At 43.3% G+C, this 24,489-nt stretch carries 24 protein-coding genes; 7 read left to right on the plus strand and 17 right to left on the minus strand.

Annotated elements, in window-relative coordinates:
• Window positions 1–2 precede the first annotated feature (2 nt).
• The 3 genes from IAE45_RS03885 to IAE45_RS03895 form a co-directional block, all read right to left on the minus strand.
• Window positions 3–1,085: a M42 family metallopeptidase gene (locus tag IAE45_RS03885; RefSeq protein ID WP_077452472.1), complete on the minus strand. Its 1,083-nt coding sequence runs from the start codon at window positions 1,083–1,085 to the stop codon at window positions 3–5.
• A gap of 134 nt (window positions 1,086–1,219) precedes the next feature.
• A complete protein-coding gene (locus tag IAE45_RS03890; protein WP_081118479.1) occupies window positions 1,220–3,274 on the minus strand; it encodes an FtsX-like permease family protein in 2,055 nt (684 codons plus the stop codon).
• Window positions 3,264–4,028, minus strand: a complete 765-nt coding sequence (locus IAE45_RS03895) for an ABC transporter ATP-binding protein (RefSeq protein ID WP_005236606.1) — start codon at window positions 4,026–4,028, stop codon at window positions 3,264–3,266. The genes IAE45_RS03890 and IAE45_RS03895 overlap by 11 nt, the downstream gene beginning before the upstream one ends.
• A gap of 286 nt (window positions 4,029–4,314) precedes the next feature.
• On the opposite strand from IAE45_RS03895, the gene nrdD reads away from it, so the two are divergent.
• Entirely contained in the window at window positions 4,315–6,510 is a 2,196-nt protein-coding gene (nrdD, locus tag IAE45_RS03900; protein WP_077452475.1) for an anaerobic ribonucleoside-triphosphate reductase, read from the plus strand.
• Between the two features lie 83 nt (window positions 6,511–6,593).
• A complete protein-coding gene (gene nrdG, locus IAE45_RS03905) occupies window positions 6,594–7,190 on the plus strand; it encodes an anaerobic ribonucleoside-triphosphate reductase activating protein (protein WP_140965525.1) in 597 nt (198 codons plus the stop codon).
• An 80-nt stretch (window positions 7,191–7,270) separates the two neighbouring features.
• Here nrdG and IAE45_RS03910 read toward each other — a convergent pair whose 3' ends face one another.
• The 13 genes from IAE45_RS03910 to dnaX all read right to left on the minus strand — a co-directional run bounded on the left by IAE45_RS03910 (window position 7,271) and on the right by dnaX (window position 17,747).
• Window positions 7,271–7,927: a DNA alkylation repair protein gene (locus IAE45_RS03910; protein ID WP_200125051.1), complete on the minus strand. Its 657-nt coding sequence runs from the start codon at window positions 7,925–7,927 to the stop codon at window positions 7,271–7,273.
• Between the two features lie 19 nt (window positions 7,928–7,946).
• Window positions 7,947–9,071: a DNA polymerase IV gene (gene dinB / locus IAE45_RS03915; protein WP_086292651.1), complete on the minus strand. Its 1,125-nt coding sequence runs from the start codon at window positions 9,069–9,071 to the stop codon at window positions 7,947–7,949.
• Between the two features lie 150 nt (window positions 9,072–9,221).
• A complete protein-coding gene (locus IAE45_RS03920) occupies window positions 9,222–9,563 on the minus strand; it encodes a P-II family nitrogen regulator (protein ID WP_086292653.1) in 342 nt (113 codons plus the stop codon).
• A 16-nt stretch (window positions 9,564–9,579) separates the two neighbouring features.
• Window positions 9,580–10,797, minus strand: a complete 1,218-nt coding sequence (locus tag IAE45_RS03925) for an ammonium transporter (RefSeq protein WP_081118474.1) — start codon at window positions 10,795–10,797, stop codon at window positions 9,580–9,582.
• Between the two features lie 172 nt (window positions 10,798–10,969).
• Window positions 10,970–11,830: a 16S rRNA (cytidine(1402)-2'-O)-methyltransferase gene (gene rsmI / locus IAE45_RS03930; protein WP_200125053.1), complete on the minus strand. Its 861-nt coding sequence runs from the start codon at window positions 11,828–11,830 to the stop codon at window positions 10,970–10,972.
• 74 nt (window positions 11,831–11,904) lie between these two features.
• The gene (locus tag IAE45_RS03935; protein ID WP_077452675.1) at window positions 11,905–12,252 is read right to left on the minus strand and encodes a DNA replication initiation control protein YabA; all 348 of its coding nucleotides are present in this window, start codon (window positions 12,250–12,252) and stop codon (window positions 11,905–11,907) included.
• Window positions 12,253–12,271: 19 nt separating this feature from the next.
• Window positions 12,272–13,072: a PSP1 domain-containing protein gene (locus IAE45_RS03940; RefSeq protein WP_200125055.1), complete on the minus strand. Its 801-nt coding sequence runs from the start codon at window positions 13,070–13,072 to the stop codon at window positions 12,272–12,274.
• 29 nt (window positions 13,073–13,101) lie between these two features.
• Window positions 13,102–14,034, minus strand: a complete 933-nt coding sequence (gene holB / locus IAE45_RS03945) for a DNA polymerase III subunit delta' (RefSeq protein WP_081118471.1) — start codon at window positions 14,032–14,034, stop codon at window positions 13,102–13,104.
• Window positions 14,035–14,048: 14 nt separating this feature from the next.
• Window positions 14,049–14,378, minus strand: coding sequence for a cyclic-di-AMP receptor (locus IAE45_RS03950; protein WP_005229817.1), 330 nt, complete (start codon window positions 14,376–14,378; stop codon window positions 14,049–14,051).
• Window positions 14,379–14,410: 32 nt separating this feature from the next.
• On the minus strand, window positions 14,411–15,058 hold the full coding sequence (gene tmk / locus IAE45_RS03955; protein ID WP_005229815.1) for a dTMP kinase: 648 nt from the start codon (window positions 15,056–15,058) through the stop codon (window positions 14,411–14,413).
• 21 nt (window positions 15,059–15,079) lie between these two features.
• On the minus strand, window positions 15,080–15,676 hold the full coding sequence (recR, locus tag IAE45_RS03960; protein ID WP_005229813.1) for a recombination mediator RecR: 597 nt from the start codon (window positions 15,674–15,676) through the stop codon (window positions 15,080–15,082).
• A gap of 14 nt (window positions 15,677–15,690) precedes the next feature.
• Entirely contained in the window at window positions 15,691–16,005 is a 315-nt protein-coding gene (locus IAE45_RS03965; protein ID WP_081118470.1) for a YbaB/EbfC family nucleoid-associated protein, read from the minus strand.
• A gap of 20 nt (window positions 16,006–16,025) precedes the next feature.
• Window positions 16,026–17,747, minus strand: coding sequence for a DNA polymerase III subunit gamma/tau (gene dnaX, locus IAE45_RS03970; protein ID WP_200125057.1), 1,722 nt, complete (start codon window positions 17,745–17,747; stop codon window positions 16,026–16,028).
• Between the two features lie 283 nt (window positions 17,748–18,030).
• Between dnaX and IAE45_RS03975 the strand changes: the two genes are divergently transcribed.
• The 5 genes from IAE45_RS03975 (at window position 18,031) to IAE45_RS03995 (ending at window position 23,305) form a co-directional block, all read left to right on the plus strand.
• Window positions 18,031–19,257 carry an SPFH domain-containing protein gene (locus IAE45_RS03975; protein WP_077452484.1) on the plus strand — a complete coding sequence of 409 codons (1,227 nt, stop codon included), beginning with the start codon at window positions 18,031–18,033 and terminating at the stop codon, window positions 19,255–19,257.
• Between the two features lie 16 nt (window positions 19,258–19,273).
• Window positions 19,274–20,395, plus strand: coding sequence for an ATP-binding protein (locus IAE45_RS03980; protein ID WP_077452485.1), 1,122 nt, complete (start codon window positions 19,274–19,276; stop codon window positions 20,393–20,395).
• On the plus strand, window positions 20,392–21,210 hold the full coding sequence (locus tag IAE45_RS03985) for a TPM domain-containing protein (protein WP_077452486.1): 819 nt from the start codon (window positions 20,392–20,394) through the stop codon (window positions 21,208–21,210). The genes IAE45_RS03980 and IAE45_RS03985 overlap by 4 nt, the downstream gene beginning before the upstream one ends.
• A gap of 97 nt (window positions 21,211–21,307) precedes the next feature.
• Entirely contained in the window at window positions 21,308–22,858 is a 1,551-nt protein-coding gene (locus tag IAE45_RS03990; protein ID WP_200125059.1) for an ATP-binding cassette domain-containing protein, read from the plus strand.
• Between the two features lie 9 nt (window positions 22,859–22,867).
• Window positions 22,868–23,305: a helix-turn-helix domain-containing protein gene (locus IAE45_RS03995; protein WP_144771550.1), complete on the plus strand. Its 438-nt coding sequence runs from the start codon at window positions 22,868–22,870 to the stop codon at window positions 23,303–23,305.
• Window positions 23,306–23,400: 95 nt separating this feature from the next.
• On the opposite strand, the gene IAE45_RS04000 is transcribed toward IAE45_RS03995, so the two are convergent.
• Window positions 23,401–24,369 (minus strand): pyridoxal-phosphate dependent enzyme, encoded by a 969-nt coding sequence (locus IAE45_RS04000; protein WP_096742531.1) that lies wholly within the window; start codon window positions 24,367–24,369, stop codon window positions 23,401–23,403.
• Window positions 24,370–24,489: the final 120 nt, after the last annotated feature.

The following is a 24,489-nucleotide window of genomic DNA, read 5'->3' on the forward strand; positions in this document are numbered from 1 at the left end:
CCTTAATAACTACGCAATGCTTTAACGGTCTTATCGTCTAAGCGGCGAACCACTTCCGTTACAAGCTTGACTGTATTGAAGTAGTCATCCTCATGAATGACAGAAGTATGAGAATGCAGGTAACGAACTGGCACAGTAATAGCGATCGAAGGAACCCCATCACGAGTCAAATGCATTTGACCAGCATCGGTTCCCCCACCAGTGATCACGGTATATTGGAAAGGAATTTCCATCTCTTCGGCGACATCGATCACAAAATTCAATAATTTCTTGTGAGGAATCATGGAAGCATCGAAAATCAAGACTTGTGGGCCTTTGCCTAACACAGAATCCGCTTCTTTTGGTGTCATTCCAGGTGTGTCCCCAGCGGTACCAGTATCTAGGGCGATAGCGATATCGGGATTCACTAAGTGAGTGCTTGTTCGTGCCCCTCTTAGGCCAACTTCTTCCATCACGTCGCTGCCGGCAAACAAGCAGTTTGGATGTCCTTCGGCTGCCAAGGTTTCTAATACCCGTAGTGATACCGCCGTACCAATTCGATTGTCCCATGCTTTGGCTAGCAAAAATTTGCTGTCGTTCATCCGTTTGTATTGGATATAGGGGGTGATCATATCTCCAGGACGGATCCCCCAGCCTTTGGCTTCTTCTTCACTTGAAGCGCCGATATCGATGAACATATCTTTGATATCGTAAGGTTTGTTTCGAGTCTCTGGACTCAAGACATGGGGTGGTTTTGAGCCGACGACACCGTGGATCAATTTGCCATCATTGGTTTTGATCTCGACTTGCTGTGCCAGCATCACTTGCCCCCACCAGCCACCAAGGGTTTGAAATTCAATAAAGCCTTTTTCCGTAATTTTCGTTACCATAAAGCCGACTTCATCCATATGTCCCGAAATAAAAATTTTCGGACCGCCGCCATCACCAACATGTTTCGCAATGACACTTCCTAACCCATCAAAAAAGATATCTTCAGCAAAGTCTTTGGCATATTCTTTAAAGACTTCACGCACTTCCTCCTCATTCCCAGGAACCCCACGTGCAGTCGTTAGGTCTATTAAAAGCTGTTCTTCTTTTTTCTCCATCTTGCTTCCTCCTTTGTCTCATTGATTATGATTATACCATTCTCTTAATCTGGTGCCAGAGGGAAATACAAAAAGATTGGTTAAATGAAAAAAACGATCCTAGTTTCCTAGAATCGTTTTATCGTATAAATAGATCAAGTTTCAATAATCCGCAGACACAGCTTGACGGTAATCAAATAGGCAAATAGATAGACAACTGCTGCTACTCCTGCAAACAAATGAGCGACCCAATACCCGGGACTGTCGATGATCTGTGTGAAGGTATTGATAGCAAATACCGCATGCAAAATCGCTAATAAGGTGCCGGGCATAAAAATCCAAATGTTTTGCCAGTACACCAACTTGCGCACTTCGTTACGGGTGTAGCCTAATTTTGTCAATAGTCGGTAATTGTGCTTTTCCCGCTCCGTGTTAGAAAATTGTCGAACGATCAAACTACTAGACGTGGTGATCAAAACGATCACCCCAACAAACAGCGATACGAACAAAATGATTCCTGCTTGTCGCCGCACCCCCCGCATTGTTGTAAAGCGATTGGCTAACGTTAGCCGATAAGCGGTCGTCTGACCACTATCATTGCTTGAATCCCGTGCGGTCTCTGGATAAAAGCGTACGTTTTTTTGGTCGTCGCTAAATTCATAGGTCAAAGGATGCGCCCACTCGATCGGCAATTCTTCATCTAACAACTGCGTTAGCGCTTCTGTTTGCACCTTTTCGGTTTGCAAATAAGCAATGCTATAGGTGAATCCCTCGATTTGTTGGTACGCATCATCTTGAATGACAAGGACATTTGGCAAAGAATAGCGCAAGGCATAATCCCCAAAGTAGTCCTGCTGTGCTTGGATAAGTTTAAACTCATGTTGACTGCCAACTTTGACTTCATCCCGATACGTGACAAATGAACGAGTCACGTCGTACTGACTATCAAAAAGGACCGCTTGCTTGTCTGTACTCAGTCGAATTTCAGGAGCATTTGGAACCAGTTTTCGTAGACGCTGATAATCAGAAAGTGCCACCAGATTCACCATCATATTTTCTACACTTTCATCTTGCAACTCTCCTAGGTAGCGAGTCTGCACCGTCATATTGGTCATTTTGTAAGGAATCGTTTGCTCCGCTGTAATTGGCATACCCGACTTTTCTAAAAGGGTACGCAAGGTCCCCGCCTGCTCTCCTGACACTTGAAAAGAGGTTGGGTAGATACGGTTCGTTGCTTGGTAATTTAATGAGATGACCCCCATTGTTCCCCCAATCAGTGAGATCGCGATCGCGGTAATGATCGTCAAAAGGGCATAGCTTTTCCACGTCCTTTGCAAGTATGCACGCACGTTATTGTAAGCAATCAATTTTGCCCCTTTAATGAGGTGTTTTTTGGGTTTGCTCAAAAAATACAACAGTGCCGGCAACGTACAATCAAAAAAGAGATAGGTTGCCGTTACACAGCAAAATAGAATCAGTAATGGGATCCATAGAATCGCTGAAAAGTCTTGCGTATACGTGATATAGTTGGTCCATGTTTCCCGCAGGGTTAATGACAGATAGTAGCCTACTCCAAGTAGAATCAGACCTAGAACCCCCATTAAGGAACGAAACGGAGTCATTTTCATTTTTTTGATCGGTAAGCGGTATTCGGTCTTGATCAATTCACTCATTGGGGTACGCCAAACAAAAAGGATCACTTGAATACTCAAAATGATCATCGCCGCGATAAAAACAAAGACCGTCGAAAAAATCGATTGTGGGGAATTAAAGAAATGACTGGTTAAATTCAGGCCCATTGCCCGAATCAAAATCATTGAAAAGAATTTCGAAAAAATAATTCCCATAAAAATACCGGTTACTAAAGAGAAAAAATTCAGTAGAAACGTTTCCCGCAGCAGCAACCAAGCAAGACGACCTTGACGTAACCCCAAAAGCTGATAGACACTGATTTCCTTTTGTCGCTGGCTAAGAAAAAAATGATTGGCACTCAGCATAAAAAACAAGACAACAAATGCTACCACACTGCTGCCGAATCCTAATACCCCTTCGATCCGGATATCTTGCTGAACTCTTTGATTCAAGAGACGATCGTTCATCAAAGCATTAAATGAATAGAAAATCATCACGGCAGTCATCATACAGATAAAATACACCATATAATTGCGAAACTGCCGCAAAAAACTCCGCCAGCCGATTTTAAACAACATGGCGCGGACCGCCTCCAATCGTTGCCTGCATATCGATGATTTTTTCGAAAAATTCCTGACGACTGCCTTTTTTGACAACTTCTGCAAAGAAGACGCCATCGCGGATGAATAAAATCCGATTGCAGTAGCTGGCGGTGAAAGGATCATGAGTGACCATCAAGATCGTTGTTTTCTCTTGTTGATTGATTTGTGCCAAATACCGTAACAATTCTGTCGCCGCTTTTGAATCAAGGGCTCCGGTGGGTTCATCAGCAAAAAGGACCGCCGGACGACTGATGATTGCGCGAGCAGCAGCAACCCTTTGTTTTTGCCCTACAGACAATTCTTCTGGGTAACGATCCAATAAGTGTTCGATCCCTAACAAATTGGCCGTCTCCTCGATACGTACTTGGGTTTCCTTCACGGGCAAGCGATCAATGGCTAACGGAAGCAAGATATTGTCTCTGGCTGTCAATGTCTCTAAAAGATTAAAATCTTGAAAGATGAAGCCAATCTGCTGACGCCGAAAATCGCTGAGGGCTTTTTCCGACATTCGGGTAATGTCTTTGCCATCGATATAGATCGAGCCTAAGCTAGGTCGCATGATAGAAGACAACAGATTCATCAAGGTCGTTTTCCCAGCACCGCTTGGTCCCATAACCCCAACAAATTCTCCTTGATCCACTGCAAAAGAAAGGTTATCTAATACTTTGGTTTGATTGAATCGAGTGCCGTAACTTTTGGTCAGATGCTTCACATCAATCATATTTTTCACATAGAACCCTCCTTAAAAAAAATTCTCTCCTTATGGTAGCATACTTTTCATTGAATCGTTCTGCTTAAAAACAGAGAAAAAATAAATTTAAAAAAGTTTTTTATTCATTATGTGAAACATGGAACAACCAAATCCTTAATCTTATCAGTTTTCTCAGAAAACACCCCAATGAATATACACCATATATTGTGTATATCCAATTTACTACCCCTTATTCACCACTATATATAGTTGCTCATTTCTATAATATGTTTTATTATATTGAGGAAGATAAGGAGTGGTAGAAATGATGAACATTAAGAGAAATCCTGAGCAAGGGTTGGAAAGACAGTCCGCTTTGCGTCAGTTAAAAATCGTAAAACGTGATGGACGGCTTGTCGATTTTGATGATCAAAAAATTTACGATGCGTTAGTGAAAGCCCTAAGAAAAGTCAACGGCGAGCTTTCTCCCATCGACCACGAAAAAATCACCGAGATCGTTGACAGTGTCGATCACGAGATCGCGGAACGTTTTCGTACAAATGTAAAAATCTATGAGATTCAAAATATCGTCGAGCATATCTTGTTAGCAAAAAACGAGTATGCCTTGGCTGAAGAATATATCAACTATCGGACCCATCGTGATTTCGAGCGCAGCAAAGCAACAGACATCAACTTTACGATCAACAAATTGATGAATAAAGATCAATCGGTCGTCAATGAAAATGCCAATAAAGATAGCAATGTGTTCAACACACAACGTGATTTGACCGCCGGGATCGTAGGAAAATCGATCGGTTTGAAAATGCTGCCTCCTCACGTGGCAAATGCCCATCAAAAAGGCGACATTCATTACCATGACTTGGATTATCATCCTTACACACCAATGACCAACTGCTGCCTGATCGATTTTAAAGGCATGCTAAATAATGGGTTTAAAATTGGGAACGCCGAAGTGGAGTCGCCAAAATCGATCCAAACGGCCACCGCTCAAATCTCACAAATCATTGCAAACGTAGCATCGAGTCAATATGGCGGCTGTTCTGCTGATCGAACGGATGAATTATTGGCTCCTTTTGCTGAGTTGAATTATCAAAAGCATCTAAAAGATGCCGAAGAATGGATCGAGACGCCCGAACGTCGGGAAGCGTACGCGAAGAGCAAAACCCGCAAAGATATCTATGATGCAATGCAAAGTCTAGAATACGAAATCAATACGTTATTCACCTCGAACGGACAAACGCCGTTCACTTCCCTTGGCTTTGGTTTAGGAACCAACTGGTTCGAACGGGAAATTCAACGAGCGATTCTCCAAATTCGCATCAACGGGTTAGGCAGTGAAAAGCGCACCGCTATTTTCCCAAAATTGATTTTTAGTATTCGCCGCGGGGTCAACTTGGCCCCTACCGATCCAAATTACGATATCAAAGAACTGGCATTAGAATGTGCCACTAAACGGATGTACCCGGATATTTTGAATTATGATAAATTGGTTGAATTGACCGGTAGCTTTAAAGTGCCGATGGGCTGTCGTTCTTTCTTGCAAGGCTGGAAAAACGAACGTGGTGAAGAAATCAATGTCGGTCGGATGAATCTAGGTGTCGTGACATTGAATATTCCACGGATCGCCTTAGAAGCAAATGGCGATCAAGAAAAATTCTGGTCGCTGCTGGAGGACCGTCTGCAAATCGTTAAAGATGCCCTTGTCTATCGCGTAGAGCGCTGTAAAGAAGCGAGTCCCGCCAATGCGCCGATCCTTTATATGTATGGGGCTTTCGGTGAACGTTTGGATCGCAAAGACAATGTCAACGAATTATTCAAAAATAAACGGGCCACTGTTTCACTTGGCTACATTGGTTTATACGAAGCTGCTTCTGCTTTTTATGGCGGAACTTGGGAACAAGACCCAGAAGCAAAAGCCTTTACGATGGCGATCGTGAAAGAATTGAAAGCTCATGCGGATGCCTGGGGCGATGAATACGGTTATCATTTCAGCGTGTACTCGACGCCAAGTGAAAGCCTGACTGATCGTTTCTGCCGCTTAGATACCGAAAAATTCGGTGAAGTTGAAAATATTACCGACAAAGAATATTATACGAACAGCTTCCACTATGATGTGCGGAAAAATCCGACACCATTTGAGAAACTTGATTTTGAAAAGGACTATCCAAAATACTGTTCTGGTGGCTTTATTCATTACTGTGAATATCCAGTCTTGCAGCAAAATCCAAAAGCGTTAGAAGCGGTTTGGGATTACGCATACGATCGGGTCGCTTATCTTGGAACAAATACCCCTATCGATCACTGTTACGAGTGCGGATATGAAGGAGACTTTAATCCAACCGAACGAGGCTTTGAATGTCCACAATGTGGCAATCACGATCCAAAAAGTTGTGATGTTGTCAAAAGAACCTGTGGGTATCTTGGAAATCCTCAAGCTCGTCCAATGGTCAACGGTCGTCACAAAGAAATCTCTGCTCGGGTCAAACATTTGCAAGAATAATCATAAAAGGAGTGTTAGATTTCCTCTACACTCCTTTTATCGAAGACCAACCCCTGTAATTCACAATAGAAAGAAGTTTTCTTATGAGAAATCCTAAGCCCCAAGAATGGAAAGCAAACGAGTACAGTCAAAATTATATTGCTGATTACAAAGCCTTCAACTTTGTGGATGGTGAAGGCATTCGAAATAGTTTGTATGTGAGTGGCTGTCTGTTTGCTTGTGAAGGCTGTTTCAACAAAGCCGTCCAAAACTTTCGCTATGGGACACCTTTTACGCAAGAACTAGAGGATCGAATCATTGAAGATCTGCGACATGAGTATGTTCAAGGACTGACGCTCCTAGGCGGCGAACCTTTCTTAAACACGACAGTCTGTCTGAAAGTCGTTGATCGCGTTCGTGCTGAGTTCGGGCACAGCAAAGATATTTGGAGCTGGTCCGGCTACACCTATGAAGAATTGCTTTTGGAAACACCTGATAAACTGGAACTCTTATCCAAAATCGATATTTTGGTGGACGGCCGCTTTGAACTCAGTAAGCGAAACCTAAACTTGCAATTTCGTGGCAGCAGCAATCAACGAATCATTGATCTTGCTGCATCCCGTGAACAAGGAAAAGCGGTTATCTGGGCAAAGTGCAAAGATGCGGAAGCAAGCTACGAACAAATCAAAAAACAAATTTAACGATCAAAACACCGTGCATCTTTCAAAAAAGATACTGCACGGTGTTTTTTATTGCGATATTCAGCCAGTAAAGCTACTTTTTAAAGGTACTTACTCGCTTCACGAACCGTCAAAGGCGCCAGACTTGTTTGATAGCGCAGGAGAAAATCTTGAACCCACTGAGGATTTGTCTTGGCATAATCTCGCAAGGTCCAGCCAATGGCTTTGTTGATAAAAAATTCAGAACTACCCAAATTGTTGACAAGGATCTCTTCTAGCAATGGTTCATCCATCTGTTCTTTTTGCAACAGTTGGTGGAGAATCGCCACGCGCCGTAGCCAAAGATTATTGTCAAGACTCCAGCGAAGCATCTCAACCTTTAACGCTGGCAATCGGCGAACAAGTTTTCTAACGACCTCACTCAGTGCGTCCACGCTGTCCCACCAAGCTTTCGTTATGACCAACTGTTCAATTTTTGCTAGATCAACGGCTATTAAAAAGGGCTCCATCACCACTAAATAATCAATCCCAAAGTACTGGTGTTCTCGATAGTTACTTTGCCAACAATGATCGATAAAATCCCAATCGACCGTTTTCGTTTGTTTTGCTGCTTTAAAGGCTGTTTTTTCTTGCTGGCGGCGCAACGGCGCAGGAATGCCCAGAAAATCAAACTGATGCCGCATGTAGGCGGCCATTTTTTCACTTCGCTCCTGATCAGCCAACCCCACCATCGTGTCATATACTTGATAGAGTGTCATTTTGCTCCTCCTCTTTTACCTACTGCTCGTCAGATAGTTGCCATAAGGGCAGTACGATATTTTCATAGGTCAGTGGATCAAGATTTGTGACGGTGATCCCCAAAAGACGGATGCCTTTTTCCAAACCTAAAATTTCTTCCCAGATCAGACTTGCTTCGGAAAACAGCTGTTCTTTTTTATGAACATAGGTTGGCAAGGTCACTCGCTTGGTGATCGTAGAGTAATCACTGTAACGGACTTTTAACACGACTGTTTTGCCATGTTTTTGTGTGCGCTTCAGTGATCTTTCGACTTCTTCTGCGATAGCCCGTAATTGGCTCAAAACTTGTTCTTCACTAGTTAATGGATTGCCGTATGTATGCTCTTTTCCAACTGATTTTCGTTCTCTGGTCACACTGACTGGTGAATCATGGATTCCTCTAACTTTCCGATACAAGGAATACCCCATTTTGCCAAATTCGCGGATCAACGCCATCTCACTCCAAGCGTATAGATCGGCTCCTGTAAAAATGCCTAACTCATGCATCCTGGGGACAGTTTTCTTCCCGATCCCATGAAATTTATCGATGGGTAGTTGGTGTAAAAAGGCCACTGCCTCATCCGGCATCACCACCGTTAAACCTCGTGGTTTATGATAATCGGAAGATAGTTTTGCCAAGAATTTGTTGTAACTGACACCCGCCGAACAGGTCAAATGAGTCTCTTGCCAAATGTCTCGTTGAATCAAACGAGCGATCTTGATCGCGGAAGGACAATTGATTTTGTTAACTGTCACATCTAGATACGCTTCATCGATAGAAACTGGTTCGATGATGTCGGTGTATCGGTGAAAAATTTCTCTGACTTGCTGGGACACTTCACGATACTTTTGATGATTCCCCGGTTTAAAAATCGCTTGCGGACAAAGCTCGTAGGCTTTTTGCGCACTCATTGCCGAATGGATACCATATTGTCGCGCCAAATAATTCGCTGTCGTGACCACTCCTCGTCCGCCAGTATCGCTTGGGTGACGGGCAATCACGAGGGGATGCTTGGCCAGCTCAGGATCATCCCGTTCTTCCACCGAAGCAAAAAAAGCATCCATATCAATATGAATAATTTTGCGGCTCGTATCATTTTTTAAGGGAAATTGCAGTTCCGACATCGTTGCTCACCTCACTTCTCATTATAAACGAACAGAGGTTCCCTATCAAGCAAGGAATCAAGCGAAGCACGCAAAAAGGACCAATTTTCATTGGTCCTTCCCTCTACGTTCACTGCTTTTGCTGCAAAGTTCATAGTCTAAGAATTTCTGTTATAAGGCGGCTTCCCCTCGTTCATTGGTGCGAATCCGAATCGCTTCTTCCAACGGGTAGACGAATATTTTGCCATCACCGACTTCATCTGTTCGACAGATCGATAAAATCAACTCAATCACATCGTTAACTTTTTCATCTGCTAAAACGAAACGGACATTTACTTTTGGTAAAAGAGTCGTGATCACTTCTTGGCCACGAATAAACTCTTTTAGGCCTTTTTGATTGCCACATCCGAGGACTTGACTGACCGTCATCCCGCTGATCAGATCCGATTGATCCAATGCGGCTTTTAGCTCCTCTAATTTTTCTTGGCGAATAATCGCTTCAACTTTTTTCATGACTGCTCCTCCACTCTTAAGAATCTAACCCCATAAAGGTAGGATAGGCCGTTTCATCATGTTCGATCCGATCCATCCCCACCGCTTCTTCTTGCTGAGAGACCCGAATCGGCATCACCCATTTGATCAAGGTGATAATGACAAAGGATAGGATACCGGCAAACAAAATCGTGAACACGATACTTTCGGCCTGTGCGATAAAAAGATCAATACCGCCATAAAGCAATCCTGAATGTCCACCAACAGCTGGATCAGCAAAAATCCCGGTCATCAAACCGCCAAAGATTCCGCCTACCCCATGACAACCAAAGGCATCCAATGCATCATCTAAGCCTAATCGATGTTTGATGACGGAAATAAAGAAGTAACAAAACGGACTGACTAAAGCGCCAATGATAAAGGAAGACCAAAGGGAGACAAACCCCGCCCCTGGAGTAATCGCAACTAAGCCCACCACTGCTCCGGTACAAGCACCGACGATCGTCGGTTTGCCCACGACGAGTTTTTCAATCAACATCCAAGACAGCATCGCACTGGCTGCTGCCGTATTCGTGGTCATCAAGGCGTGGATCGCTAGGCCATCAGCTGCTAGAGCAGAGCCGGCATTAAAGCCAAACCAACCGAACCATAGCAATCCCGCTCCTAGAACAACGAATGGAATATTATGAGGTCGATATTCCGTTTGATGAAATTCTCGTCGTTTGCCGACAACGATCGCTAAGACTAACCCACTGATTCCTGAGCTGATATGAACGACATTGCCTCCTGCAAAGTCGATCGAGCCGATCGCATCTAAGAAGCCGCCGCCCCACACCATATGCGCCATTGGAAAATACACGAAAACCAGCCAGAAGCCAATAAATAGGAAAATAGCAGAGAACCGCATTCTGCCAACAACTGATCCAGTGATGATCGCCGTTGTGATCAAAGCAAACATCATTTGAAAGGCAGCAAATAACCCTTCAGGAATTCCCTCTCCTTCTGACATCGAAACATGATTGAAAAAGACTTTGTCTAAATTGCCAATAAATGATCCTGTCCCGCTAAAGGATAATGTATACCCTAGAGCGACCCAGAGGACGGACGCCAAGCCCATCGTACAAATCACCATCATCATGGTATTGAGGATGTTTTTGCGTCGTTCCAATCCTCCATAAAAAAATGCCAATGCTGGAGTCATTAGAAAAACCATACCGCTACAAATTAAAATAAATGCAATATTCCCTGTATCCATTTTACACGCCTCCCTTTCTATATGTTAGCTATCCTAACACCATATTTTCGAATAATCTAGATTTTTCTGAGAAAAACATGAATTTTCTGAAAATAGCTGACTTTATATGTTAGGTAATGTCACATAAGTAGGCGTGTGATACAAAAAAATACCGAGAGAAGTCTCGGTATGATTACTCTTCTATTTGGTGATACGCTTGATAGACAAGCTGTTTCTTTACTTGATTACGCTTAGCCACTTCTTTGATCGCTTCTTTTGAGGACAATTCGGCCTCTTGCATCAAGGCAGCCACTTGTTCTGCGTAACTTCCTTCATAAACAATTTCTTGTATTTCAGAAGACCCTTCCACCAACAGACAGCATTCTCCTTTGATTGACTGCTGTTCTAGATAGTCAGTCAGTTCTGAAAAAGTTCCGCGCAAGTATTCTTCGTGGATTTTCGTCAATTCACGGCAGATGACTGCCTGCCGTTCACCAAATACCTCTTGCATCGTTTCAATCGTCGCAGCGATTCGATAGGGTGATTCATAGAAAATCATCGTTGCTTTCTGGGTCGCTAATTCACTCAAGGCTTGTTTTTGTTCTTTTTTCTTACGAGGTAAAAAGCCATAAAAGAGGTTTGGTTGCGGTGATAAGCCAGAAGCAATCAGCGCGGTCAAACCAGCCGTAGGTCCTGGAAGCGCAATCACCGCAATTCCTTCGACCAAGCACGCCTTGACTAATTCATGCCCCGGATCACTGATGGAGGGCATACCAGCATCGCTGCATTGGGCAATGGTCTTGCCCATCTGCAGCTGTTCTACCAACTGCGGAACTCGCTCTTTATAATTGTGTTCATGTAAGCTTTTTTGCGGTGTCGTGATCTCAAAATGATTCAACAATTTCTGGGTATTACGAGTATCTTCACTTGCGATCAGGTCCGCTTCTTTTAAAATTTTGACACACCGGACCGTCATATCTTCCAAGTTTCCGATCGGCGTCGGAACAAGATACAATTTTCCAGTGTCTTGTTTATAACTTTGCTGCTTTAGCATGTTCTGCTCCTTTCGAAAAAAAGACCAGTGGAAACTGATCTTTTTTCTAACGAACCTATTAGACTGTCAGTCAGTTATTTGCCGCTTTCACGATAGATCACTTCTAGACAAAATGCACAAGGTTCATCATGTTCTCTGCGAGAACCGTATAAGTCATAACAAACATGAAATCCTTCTTCGTAAATCTTTTCTAAATTCATTCGTGATTTAGAAAGTTCTTGTTTGACCGATTCAGCGGGTGCATCTGCCACTTGGTTCAACTCACGAATGTGTTCACGTAAGCGTTGATTTTCCAATTCTAATGTCGTATTTTTTTCGACGATTTCTTGCAAAGACTGCTTCATTTCTGCTAGATTATTTAAGGAATTTTGCAACTCCGATTCTAACTGATTCAATCCGTCATATATTGATCGTTTGTCCATGCTCATTATGGTCACCTACTTATTTTGTCACTAGCTCTTCATAATCATATTCGATTGGTGTTTGCCGATCATGCAAACGGACTTTGATCACTCGGCTTAACAGATCTAGCCCAACCACACGTCCTTTGCCATCTGGCGTTTCAACTTCCTTGCCGCGATCCGGCAATTCTTTTTTTGCCCGCTCATACTCTTCACTCTCGTACTTAAGACAACACATCAAGCGACCGCATAATCCTGAGATTTTCGTAGGATTCAAAGAAAGTCCTTGATCTTTAGCCATCTTAATGGATACGGGAATAAAATCTCCTAGAAACGTCGCACAGCACAGTTTTCGCCCACAAGGACCCACTCCCCCTAGTGCTTTGGCTTCATCTCTGACGCCGATTTGGCGCAGTTCGATCCGGGTATGAAATTCACTTGCCAAGTCTTTGACTAATTCACGAAAATCAACACGGCTTTCTGCGGTAAACGAGAAAATCAGCTTTGTTCGCTCGAAGGTATAAGCTACTCGAATCAGTTTCATCGGCAGCTGGTGCGCCCGGATTTTTTCTTTTCCGATTTTTAAGGCTTCATCTGCCGCTTGTTGATTGGCTGCTGCCTGTTCCAAATCTTTCTTCGTCGCCCGACGTAAGATAGGTTTGACTACCTGAGGCAAATCGCTCTCATTCATTTCTCTGCTTTTGGTAACCACCGTAGCAAGACATTTGGCATCTTGTGATTCCACGATGACTTGGTCATTTATGGTATAGGTCTGTTTTTTCGGTGCGTAAAAATAAATCTGGCCTACGTCATGATAACGCACTCCGACAACTTCGATCATCTCTGGTCTCCTTTTCCGGCTGCTGCGTTTTATCCATAGATGATTTTCACGGAAAATTGTTCTGCCACACCTTGGAAAGACACATTGGCTTGCAGCTTTTTTTGTGCTTGCAATGCGGCTTCAATGGCACGATTGATCTCTTTTCCCCATAAACCTTGCGCCAACAATCGATCCCGCTCCTCTTGAAAGTAAAATAACAAGAGCAAAAAGATTTCTGATTGCTGATTTTTTTCTTTTGCTAGACCCAATAATTTTTTCTGAACAAAAATAAATGCTTGCGGGTCTTTCTTCAAAAGGTAATTCACCCAACGCTTAACAGCATCCTTAGTTTCATTAAACCATTCATCTTGCGAGATTTCAACTGCTTTATGATAACTATTGGTCAAGTGACTTAGAAGTCGGCTTGTCTCTTTAGAAAGTCCCTCTTCTTGTAACTTTTCTTGCAGTTTTTCTTTTGACAAAGGAGAGAAATGAATGATCTGACAGCGGGACTGGATGGTTGGCAAAATACGACCAAGGCTCTCCGTTTCTAAGATTGCCAAAAAGTTTCCCACCGGTTCTTCCAAAAACTTTAATAAACTGTTGGCAGCGCTGTTGTTCATTTTATCTGCTTGAGACAAAATAAAAATCTTTAAACGGCTCTCAAAACCGCTTTTTGAGAATTCTTCTTGTAGTTGCCGAATCTGATCAACTTTGATCATCTGTCCATCTGGTTCTATTTGGATAACGTCCGGATGCTCTCCTTGAGCAATCCGCACACAGTTACTGCATTTCCCGCAAGGTGCTTCTTCTTGCACGTCGGTACAAAAAAGGCGTTTTGCGAGCCATAGACTTAACTCATGCTTGCCAGTCCCCTTGTCCCCTTCAAAAAGATAAGCATGAGCAATGCGCCCATGCTTGATACTTTTTTTTAGTTGGGCAAAAACAAGAGGCTGATATTCTTGTAGAAATAACTCCTCCATGAAATGCTCCTTTTTTAATATTGATGGAATCCGTCAACTGGCAGTACGAATACGGTGGCGCCACCAACTTCGACTTCGACTGGATAAGGAACTTGACCATCTAAGGATATATCTAGAGACATCGGTGTCGAGACATACTGCTTTCTTGATTGACAGGTTTTTTTGATCAATTCTAACGCATCTTGCACACGATCATCTTCAATACCAATGATAAAGGTACTATTACCAGCCTTTAAAAACCCACCCGTTGATGACAATTTTGTTGCACGGATATTGGCATCAATAAACTCATTTGCCAAACGATTACTGTCTTTGTCTTGTACGATTGCCATAATTAATTTCATGGGACCATCTCCTTTGTGTTATCCAGCCTACCTTAGATTGATTTGAAGTAAGCAGGATACGATTCAACGATTGCTGAATAGCTGGATTCAACAACTTCTTGTAACCCCATTCTAGCATCAATCTTATGAATGCGTACAGGATTTTCTTCCGCCAGCTTTAGATACGCATGACGGACGCGTTGATGAAACTCCAATCCTTCCGAATCAAGACGGTCATATTGATGGGCACGGTTTTCCTGAATGCGTCGCAAACCAGTATCTGAGTCGACATCTAGGTACAACGTAAAATCAGGGGTCGTTCCCTCCGTCGCAAACTCGTTGATCCGGGCGATTTCAGGAATCCCGATCCGCCGGCCAGCTCCTTGATAAGCCAACGAACTGTCGACAAAACGGTCACAGATCACGATGTGCCCGGCATTCAATGCCGGCAGGACAACCTCAATCAAGTGTTGTCGACGAGCTGCTGCGTAAAGCAAGGCTTCTGTCCGCTCATCCATTTCCTCATTTCGAGGATCTAATATAATTTTACGTATCTTTTCAGCAATCTTGACTCCGCCAGGTTCTCTTGTCTTGACGATCTTTCTTGTTGCTTCGAGCTGTAATCGAGGATACAACTCTTCGATCACACTGGTCTTACCAGCGCCATCAGGTCCTTCGATGGTTATAAACAATCCATTCACCCTAATTGCCTCCAATATCTATTATAATTCTCGGCGACCTTCTACTGCTTTAAGCAAGGTCACTTCATCCGCGTACTCAATATCGCTGCCCACAGATAACCCATGAGCCAAACGCGTGACTTTAATACCAGCAGGCTTAATCAAACGCGACATATACATCGCCGTTGCTTCGCCTTCCGTGGTCGCATTGGTCGCAATTATCACTTCTTTGACCTGATCATCGTGCAGCCGCTGTATTAGCGATGCAATGTTGATATCTTCTGGTCCGGTTCCCTCCATTGGGGATAGCACACCGTGAAGCACATGATAAAGTCCATGATACTCGCGGACTTTTTCTAACGCCATCACATCTTTAGGCTCTTCCACCACTAAAATCGTTTCTTTGTCTCTTGTGGGATCACTGCAGATCTCACAAGGATCTTCTTCCGTTATATTTCCACAGATACTACAAAAGTGCAAATCTCGTTTGACACTAAGCAGTGATTTGGCAAACTCATTCACGACTTCTTCTTTCATATCAATCGTATAAAACGCCAAACGTGTTGCGGTTTTTTGGCCGATTCCCGGCAGTTTCATGTAACTGTCGATCAATCGGGCGATCGGTTCAGGATATTGCACCGTCATTTCTCCTTTTATAGACCCGGAATGTTTCGTGTATATTTGCCCATTGTTTGTTCCGATTCTTTTTCAATTTTCTTTAAACCATCGTTTACTGCCAGGATGATCATATCTTGCAGCATTTCCACGTCGTCTGCATCAACGATTGCTTCATTGATAGCAATGTCTTGTAACGTCTTATCGCCAGTAAAGGTCGCTTTGACATAGCCATTTGTCGATTCGCCGATAAATTGTTTGCTGTTCAGCGCTTCTTGTTCTTTCATCATTTCTTTTTGCATTTTTTGCATTTGTTTCATCATGCCTTGCATATTTCCCATGCCTCGCATCATTATCCATCACTCCATTTTCATTAATTTTCTTCAATGCTGGTTAATTCACCAAATAACTCTTGCGCTTTGGTTACTAAGTCATCATTTTCTGGTTCGACAGAGACCACTTCGGTATCCTCTTGCTCTACTTCAATTTCCGACTCTTCCGTTGCTTGACCGCCAGCCAAAAACTCTTGTCTTAGCGCCGGCCAACTTTCTTTTGTAATAAAGACAGCCTGCGGCGCGTAGTCTTTGATCATACGGGACAATTGATTATGGATCATCAATTGAAACTCTTGGTCGTTACTTGCTCGTTGGCATAAAATCTCATAGTCAAAAGCGATCACGACGCCCGATTCGCTGGCAGCTTTTGCTTCACTGGAGTGCAGCATCGCTCTTTGCGTCACGGAAAGAGACATCAAAAGATCGTCCCAGACATTACGAACATTTGCCAAGTCTTTCTTCGTGGCACTTTTCAGTACTTGGAACACGCGTTCCTTTGGTAAACGGAACGTAGTGGTTGCCTTGGTTTTCTTCACTGGCGCGTTGGTCTCAGCAACGGCACCCGCTGGTCGATTCTCTTGCAGTCGTTGTACTTCTGCTTGAAGCTTTTGCAGTGCTTGACGCAACTGCGCCACTTCTTGACTATTGTCAGCTGAATTGCTAGCAACAGCAGCACTTTCTGGATCATTGGCTAATTTGACCACAGCCACTTCCAAATAAATCGTAGGATTGTTGGTAAATCGTACTTCATTTTGCGTATCGTTTAAGACCGTGATCCAGTGATAGATCTTTGCTGGCGGGGTATTTTTTGCCAGTGTTTGAAACGCTTCCGTCAACTGCAACGACTTTTCAGATAGCAGCTGCGGCGCTTGTTGATACATCAGCAAGTCTCGACAATAAACCAACAAGTTTTCCAATAAACGGCGGGCTTCTTTACCAGAGGCTAATAACTCCCGCAAGGTCGCTAACGCATCGGCAACTTCTTTTTCCCCACAAGCCTGCATCAGACGGTCCATCATTTCATAGGACAAGCTGCCCGTCACTTCTAAAGCATCTTGGGTCGTTACGGTTCCATCACTAAAAGCGATCGCCTGGTCGGTAATACTCAAGGCATCCCGCATCCCGCCTTCTGCGGCTCGCGCAATGATCTGTAAAGCTTCTGCTTCGTAATTGATCTCACTAGTAGTAAGGACCGTTTCCAAATGACCCACGATGTCTTGTGTATTGATTCGTTTGAAATCAAAGCGTTGGGTACGAGAAATGATCGTTGCTGGAATCTTATGGGGCTCTGTTGTTGCCAAAATAAAGACAACATTTTTCCTTGGTTCTTCCAATGTTTTTAGTAACGCGTTGAAGGCCCCTGTCGACAGCATGTGCACTTCATCGATGATATAAACCTTGTATTCAGCTTGGGTCGGTGCATAGTTCGCACGATCACGAATAAAGCGAATTTCTTCTACACCGTTGTTGCTTGCCGCATCGATTTCGATCACGTCTTCTTGCGTCCCTGCTGTGATTGAGCGACACATGCCGCACTCATTGCAAGGCTCACCGTTGACCTGGTTTGGACAATTGATGGCTTTGGCAAAAATTTTCGCTGCACTTGTTTTCCCGGTTCCTCGAGGACCCGTAAACAAATAGGCATGCGAGATCTGGTTTTGATCGATTGCATTTTTTAAGGTTTGGGTAATTGCTTTTTGTCCGACAACATCATCAAAACGCTGAGAACGCCAAACACGATATAATGCTTGATAGGCCATAGTTTTCCACACTCATTTCAAAATTCGCTACCTTCTATTATACGTAATATCAGCTAAAAAAACCACCGTTTGCGTGGTGGAATCTCAAAAGAAATGGAAATTTAATTCGAAGAGCCATTCCGCGCGCTTTCACTCACTATATCCTTTTGTTCCTCCCTATTTTCAAGAAAAAAGACCATTCCTCTTCTCCAACTTTAGACTGATAACGTATATCTCTCCTCCTATGGTATAATGAATCTATGTTCATCTATTGTGATGAAAACAATTTAAAGGAGGACTGAAAATGGGTATTATCAAAGCGGCAACAAGCACAATTGGCGGCGGATTAGCAGATCAATGGCTAGAGGTGATCGAGCCTGACAATATGAGTGATTCGACAGTAATGACAAAAGGTGTCAAAGTGCGGCGTAATGACAAACGCGGTGCCAACAGAAAAGGCACGGAAGATGTCATCACTGATGGCTCAGTGATCCATGTCTATCCGAATATGATGATGTTATTGGTTGATGGCGGGCGAATCATCGATTATACCGCCGAAGAAGGCTACTATACAGTGAAAAACGAATTAGCGCCTTCGATGTTGAATGGTTCATTGAAAGATGCGATTTCTGAAACCTTCGACCGCTTTAAGTTTGGTGGCGTTACACCGCAAAAACAACAAGTTTTTTATATCAATCTACAAGAAATCAAAGGGATTCGCTTCGGTACTTCATCGCCTTTGAATTATTTTGACAACTTTTATAACGCAGAACTTTTCTTGCGGGCGCACGGAAACTATTCCTTACGAATTACCGATCCAATTTTGTTCTATACGAATGCGATCCCCAAAAACAAAAGTCAAGTCGATATTAACGACATCAATGAGCAGTACTTAGCTGAATTCTTGACCGCCCTACAAACAGCGATCAACAAAATGTCAGCAGATGGCGAACGAATTTCTTACGTTCCATCTAAGAGTATGGAATTAAGCAAATATATGGGAACGGTTCTTGATGACAGCTGGCGAGAACTCCGAGGAATGGAAATCGTTTCGGTTGCTGTCGCAAGCATCTCTTATACGGATGATTCCGTAAAACTGATCAACATGCGGAACCAAGGGGCAATGTTAGGCGACCCTTCGATTCGTGAAGGCTATGTTCAAGGTTCGGTTGCTCGTGGTATGGAATCTGCCGGTAGCAATGCCGCTGGGGCTACGACTGGGTTTGTTGGCATGGGCATGGGGATGAACGCTGGTGGCGGTTATTTGAACCAAGCGTCACAAAACAACCAACAGCAAATGCAGCAACAGGCTTCCGCACAAACCAACGCAGATCATTGGGACTGTCCACAATGCGGCACCTCTAATACTGGTAAATTCTGCAGCAATTGCGGGACGCCAAAACCAACGAGCGATGGACCAAGCCTAAAAATGAAATGCAGCGATTGTGGTGAAGTGATCGATTTAGCCAACGGTATTCCAAAATTCTGTCCGAATTGCGGCAAACCTTTCAAAGGTGTCCCAGTAGACTAATTGAGGAGGATTGCTGATGGATGTTATCACACATAAGTGCCCCAATTGTGGGGGCGCTTTAACCTTTGATCCTGGCGATCAAAAATTTCATTGTCCATTTTGTCTGAGTATTTTTACTGAAGACGAAGTCACTGCCTTTGAAGAAAAGCAAAAAGAAGCGCAGATGGCCGATACTCCAGTCTCAGATCCTTCTGCAGCGACCGAGACCGAACCGTCCCTTCAAGAAGAAGTTAGAGAGCAAGCCGATGCACAAGCGGGGCAGATGGACCTTTTCACCTGCCCCAGCTGCGGTGCTGAAATCGTGACGGATGCGACTACAGCCGCAACTTATTGCTACTTTTGCCATAATCCGGTCGTTTTATCTGGTCGGCTTTCGGGAGAATTTTTGCCAAACAAAGTCCTTCCCTTTGCGATCGAAAAAGAAGAAGCAACGAAAAAGTTTTTAGAATGGGCACAAAAGAAAAAATTCGTCCCACGGGATTTCTTCGACCAAGCACAAGTAGAGAAATTGACTGGCGTATACTTCCCTTATTGGGTCGTCGATGCCGAGATGAATGGTTCGCTTTCAGGAATGGGTACCTCCTTGCGTATTTGGCGGGTTGGTGACATTGAATATACTGAGCATAAACAATACGACGTCTTGCGGCGAGGCAAAATCAAGGTGAACGAATTACTCAAGCATGCACTGTCAAAAAACGTCCAACAAAAAATGGTAACTGGCGTTCAACCGTTCCCCCTTGAAAAAGCCGTTGCGTTTCGCAGTCAGTATTTAGCCGGCTTCCAAGCAGAAAAAAGAGACATTGAGTACATCGATCTTTCCGACGAAGTCAAAAACGAATTATCGGGTTATGCTGAAAACCTGCTAGCAGGCACCGTCAATGGCTATACTAGTTTTAAACGCAACAATCGATCCATCAATCTAACAAAAGAAGAAAACAACTACGTTTTGCTTCCTGTATGGCTAGTGACCTATCGAGCCGATGATGAAAACAAGAGCGCCTTTTATTATGCGATGAATGGGCAAACAGGAAAAGTCAGCGGTGTTTTACCGATCAGTTACAAACGCTTGGGAATCGTCAGCGGCGCCATTTTCGCGGCAACGACCATCCTCGCATTGATTGGAGCGTATTTCTTATGAAAAAACTATCTTATTTGTTGCTTCTGCTAGTTGGCTTTTTCTTAACCACCCTGCCCGCCTTCGCAGCCGAAGAGACAGTCGCAGACCACGCTGGACTCTTTACCGAACAAGAGATCCAGAAGTTGAACGAGGAAGCAGAAGCGCTGAATGCGAAGATCAAAGGCGAAGTTTTTATTCAAACAACGAACAGCAATACGGGAGATATCGAGTTGTACACTGATCGATATCTTTCAAGACGGATCGGCAATGACAACAACGGTTCGGCATTGGTGATCGATATGGCGCAACGGGAATTTCACGTTTCTACTTCCGGAAATATGATCGATTATCTTACCGATTCACGTCTAGATAAGCTACTTGATGCGGTATTTGACCAGATGGCAGAGGGAAATTATTATCAAGCGGCATTGGTCTATCTGCAAAAAGCAGAAAGTTTTGTGGAAGCGGGTGTTCCTGCCGATCACTATCGTATCGATCGTGATACCGGAAAAATTACTTATTACAAAGTGATAACGCCACTAGAAATTGCTATTTGCTTAGCGATCGCGGCAGTGATCAGTATCGCCTTTTTCATCATTGTTAAATCCCGTTATCAATTAAAAATGGGCGGCTACAAATTTAACTATCTAGAAAAATCAAGTATTGATCTAACCCAAAAAGAAGATCGCTTAGTCAATTCCTTTGTCACAACCAGACGCATCCCCCGTCCTTCGAATAATGGTGGAGGCGGCGGTGGTTTTTCTGGCGGCGGTGGCGGCAGTACGACCCACTCTTCCGGTGGCGGTACATTCGGTGGCGGCGGACGCAGCTTTTGATTTTTCAAGAGTTCCTTTAATCAGGAACTCTTTTTTTGTTGACATTTTTCATAAAAACATCTACCATTTAGGAAAATATAGGAAATGAGTTGATTTTATGTTTGAAATTATTAGAAACAATAAACTTTTTATCAGTTTGAGTAGTTTGCTAGTTTTTTTGACTGTCCTGACAAACCTCGCTTTCCCTTTGCTTCTACAAGAAGATCACGCACTGCGCTTTGATCATCTCGTCGGCTTATTAGCGTTCATATTAAGCATTACTTATTGCGCGCAATTCTTATTGATTGTGATGAAAGAGCGCTATGCAGCTTCGATGAATGTGCGCCATCTCTTAGAATTGTTAAAAAAAATGAAAAGGAAGAGTTATGTTGAGCTCTCTGAAAAGGAGCCCACTTATCTATTAAACCGCATCTTTGGCGTTGTTGATTCCTTATACTTGTTTATTTGCGGTAGTTTTAGCGAAGCTATTCGCTGCTTTTTCTTAATGCTGATCCCACTTTTTTTGTGTTTCCAATTGCATTATTTACTGGGTTTCATTTTACTATTGCTATTTCCCATCAATGTTTTTGGGTTTCGATGGATCAATCAACAGTTGAGTATTAAGATGAAAAATATGCAAGAAGCATTTGCTCTCAGCAATAAGGAAATGTTAACAACATTGTCCCATATTGATACAATGAAGCAATGGAGTGACGCTGTTCTTGAGCAGCTGTTTTCCTCTCAATTGACATCGATGTATCAAACATTAGCAAACACCAATACATTTGCCCAAACGACTAGTTTAGTCCTTAACGCGATCAATCAGATCGCCCAGATCGGCATCTATTTGTTTATGATTCAAGGAATATTACAAGATGAACTGCCAACCTCTGCGTTGATTTTGATTGGCGTGCTATTACCCATTTACTTTTCTGCGTTAAGTGGTTTAACGAAAATCAATCTTGATACCGCTACTCTGAGGACCAATCAACGTTTTGTTAACGAAGAATTGGCTGCTCCCGATGACTTCTGGAACCAAACGACTGAAGCTACTCTGAGTCTTACTGTCGACCACCCTGTCGTATCCATTGGCAACCACAGCTTTTCCTTTCTCATTGAAGAAACCTTGAAACCTGGTGAACATATTTACTTGGCTGGCGCTTCAGGAAAAGGAAAATCAACGTTTTTAAAGGCAATTGCTGGCCTTTATCCATCAGAAGGAATTTCGCTTTCAACGAAGAGTAAATGCATCAAGCCAAGAAACCCTGAAACAGATAAAACCATCTACCTTGCTCAAGACCCTACGATTCTCTCTCGGACAATTGAAGAAAATCTTGTATGGGGAAGAAAAATGACGGAAGAAGAAAAAACAATTATCGAAACCTCTGGTATTTTAGCGCCTATTTTTCAACAGCGCTCATGGACTAGCAGGCTTACGGAAAATGGTGCCGACTTGTCTGGAGGAGAAAAGCAAAGAATCGCTCTAGCTCGCATCTTATTAAGTGATGCCGAAATCATTCTTTTAGACGAAGCTACCAGCAGCCTTGATGATGAAGCTGCCGAAAAGATTATGAAGTGTTTAAAAAAACATGCAGAAAAACGCATTATCATCTATACTAGTCATAAGAAAGAGGAGCAACGCTTTTGTGATCGTACAATCGCTTTGTAGGAGGGACCGATGAAAGATTATTATACCGTTGAAGAAGTCGCTGAAAAACTGGGCGTAACGACTCGAACCATCCGAAATTATCAAAAGACCAACCAACTTAAAGGGACAAAAATTGGCGGGCAGTGGCGCTTTTCTTACAAAGATGTGGCTTCGTTGATGGGCGAACCATTTGAAGATCCCCTGCTTTCTTTTGCTTCAATACGTTCAGAAAAACAGATACCCGAAAGCTTACTTGCCATTGATTTCTTTATTGAATCAGAGGAATTGCTACAACAGCAAAAAAAAATCGTTATTGATGAATTCAATGCACTTTACTCAGGGGAAAGTCGGCGTTTTTACTTTGAAAAAATCAACCCAACGATGGCACGATTTACATTGGTCGGACCCTTGAAATATGTAACAACCTTTGGACAGTGGATCGAAGCAATCCTTTCTCCTCCAAAGTAATCATCTGAGCACCTGCTTTGAATTTAAAAGAAGAGATCCAATTAGTAGAATGTCTAATCAGGTCTCTTCTTTCTTTTTTGGAAGGCTTGTTGCACTCAGATGATTTCCTTAAACACAGAGAAATCAATATTTCCGCCGGAGACCAATGCCACAGTTTTCTTTCCTCGAAGCAAATGATCGATCTGTCCACTTAAAATCGCCGCCGTACTTAATGCACCGGCACCTTCTGCAATGACTTTTTCCTTCAAAGCCAAGTAATGGATCGCTTGTTCGATGTCGGATTCTTCAACTAAGACTGTTTCATCGATACGGGTCTTTAAAACATCATAGGTCAGCTCCCCTGCCAAAGCGACATCACAGCCGTCGGCGATTGTTCGGCTACGGCGATTGGCTACTAGCTTTTGCTGCCAAAGTGAGGCGATCATGCCATAAACGCCATAGGATTGAACGCCGATGATCTTGACTTCTGGACGAAGTTCTTTTAAGGCTAAAGCGATCCCAGCGATCAACCCACCACCGCCGATGGGAATAATGACATTATCAACATCCGGAAGATCCTCCAACAGTTCGATCGCAATCGTTCCTTGCCCCTCCATTACTGCACGATCATCAAAAGGAGAGACAAATACTTCGCCACTGTCTTGCATGGCCTCTAGTGTCAGTTGTTTGGTTTCATCAAACGTCTCTCCTGCTAAAACGACTTGTGCGCCATAGCTTCTTGTCGCCTCTATTTTTGTTTTGGCGGCCGTCAATGGCATAAAGATTCGGACATTGACCCCCAGTAACGATCCGGCGAGGGCAACACCTTGTGCATGATTTCCTGCAGAACAGGCAATGACACCGCGAAGTTTTTCTGCATCAGTCAATGAAGCGAGTTTGTTATACGCCCCACGCGCTTTAAAGGAGCCGGTGCGCTGTAAATTTTCTAATTTCAAAAATATCGTGCCCTCTTTTTCTTTACCTAAAATATTACTTGGTGCAAGTGGTGTATGGATCATGATTGGTTTCAATCGTCGATACGCAGCAGCGATCCCTAGACTATCCGTCAACACTTCCTCAATCACAAACGTTCCCCCTTTTTTGTTTTTTTATACTCTCATTGAAGCACAGAACTTGTAGAAAAACAATCTGGGGAACTCGTACAAGCAAAGATCACTTCCTCTTTCTTTACACGTTAATGTCAC

It is taken from the genome of Enterococcus sp. S53 (genome assembly GCF_016516865.1).
GTDB lineage: Bacteria > Bacillota > Bacilli > Lactobacillales > Enterococcaceae > Enterococcus_D > Enterococcus_D innesii.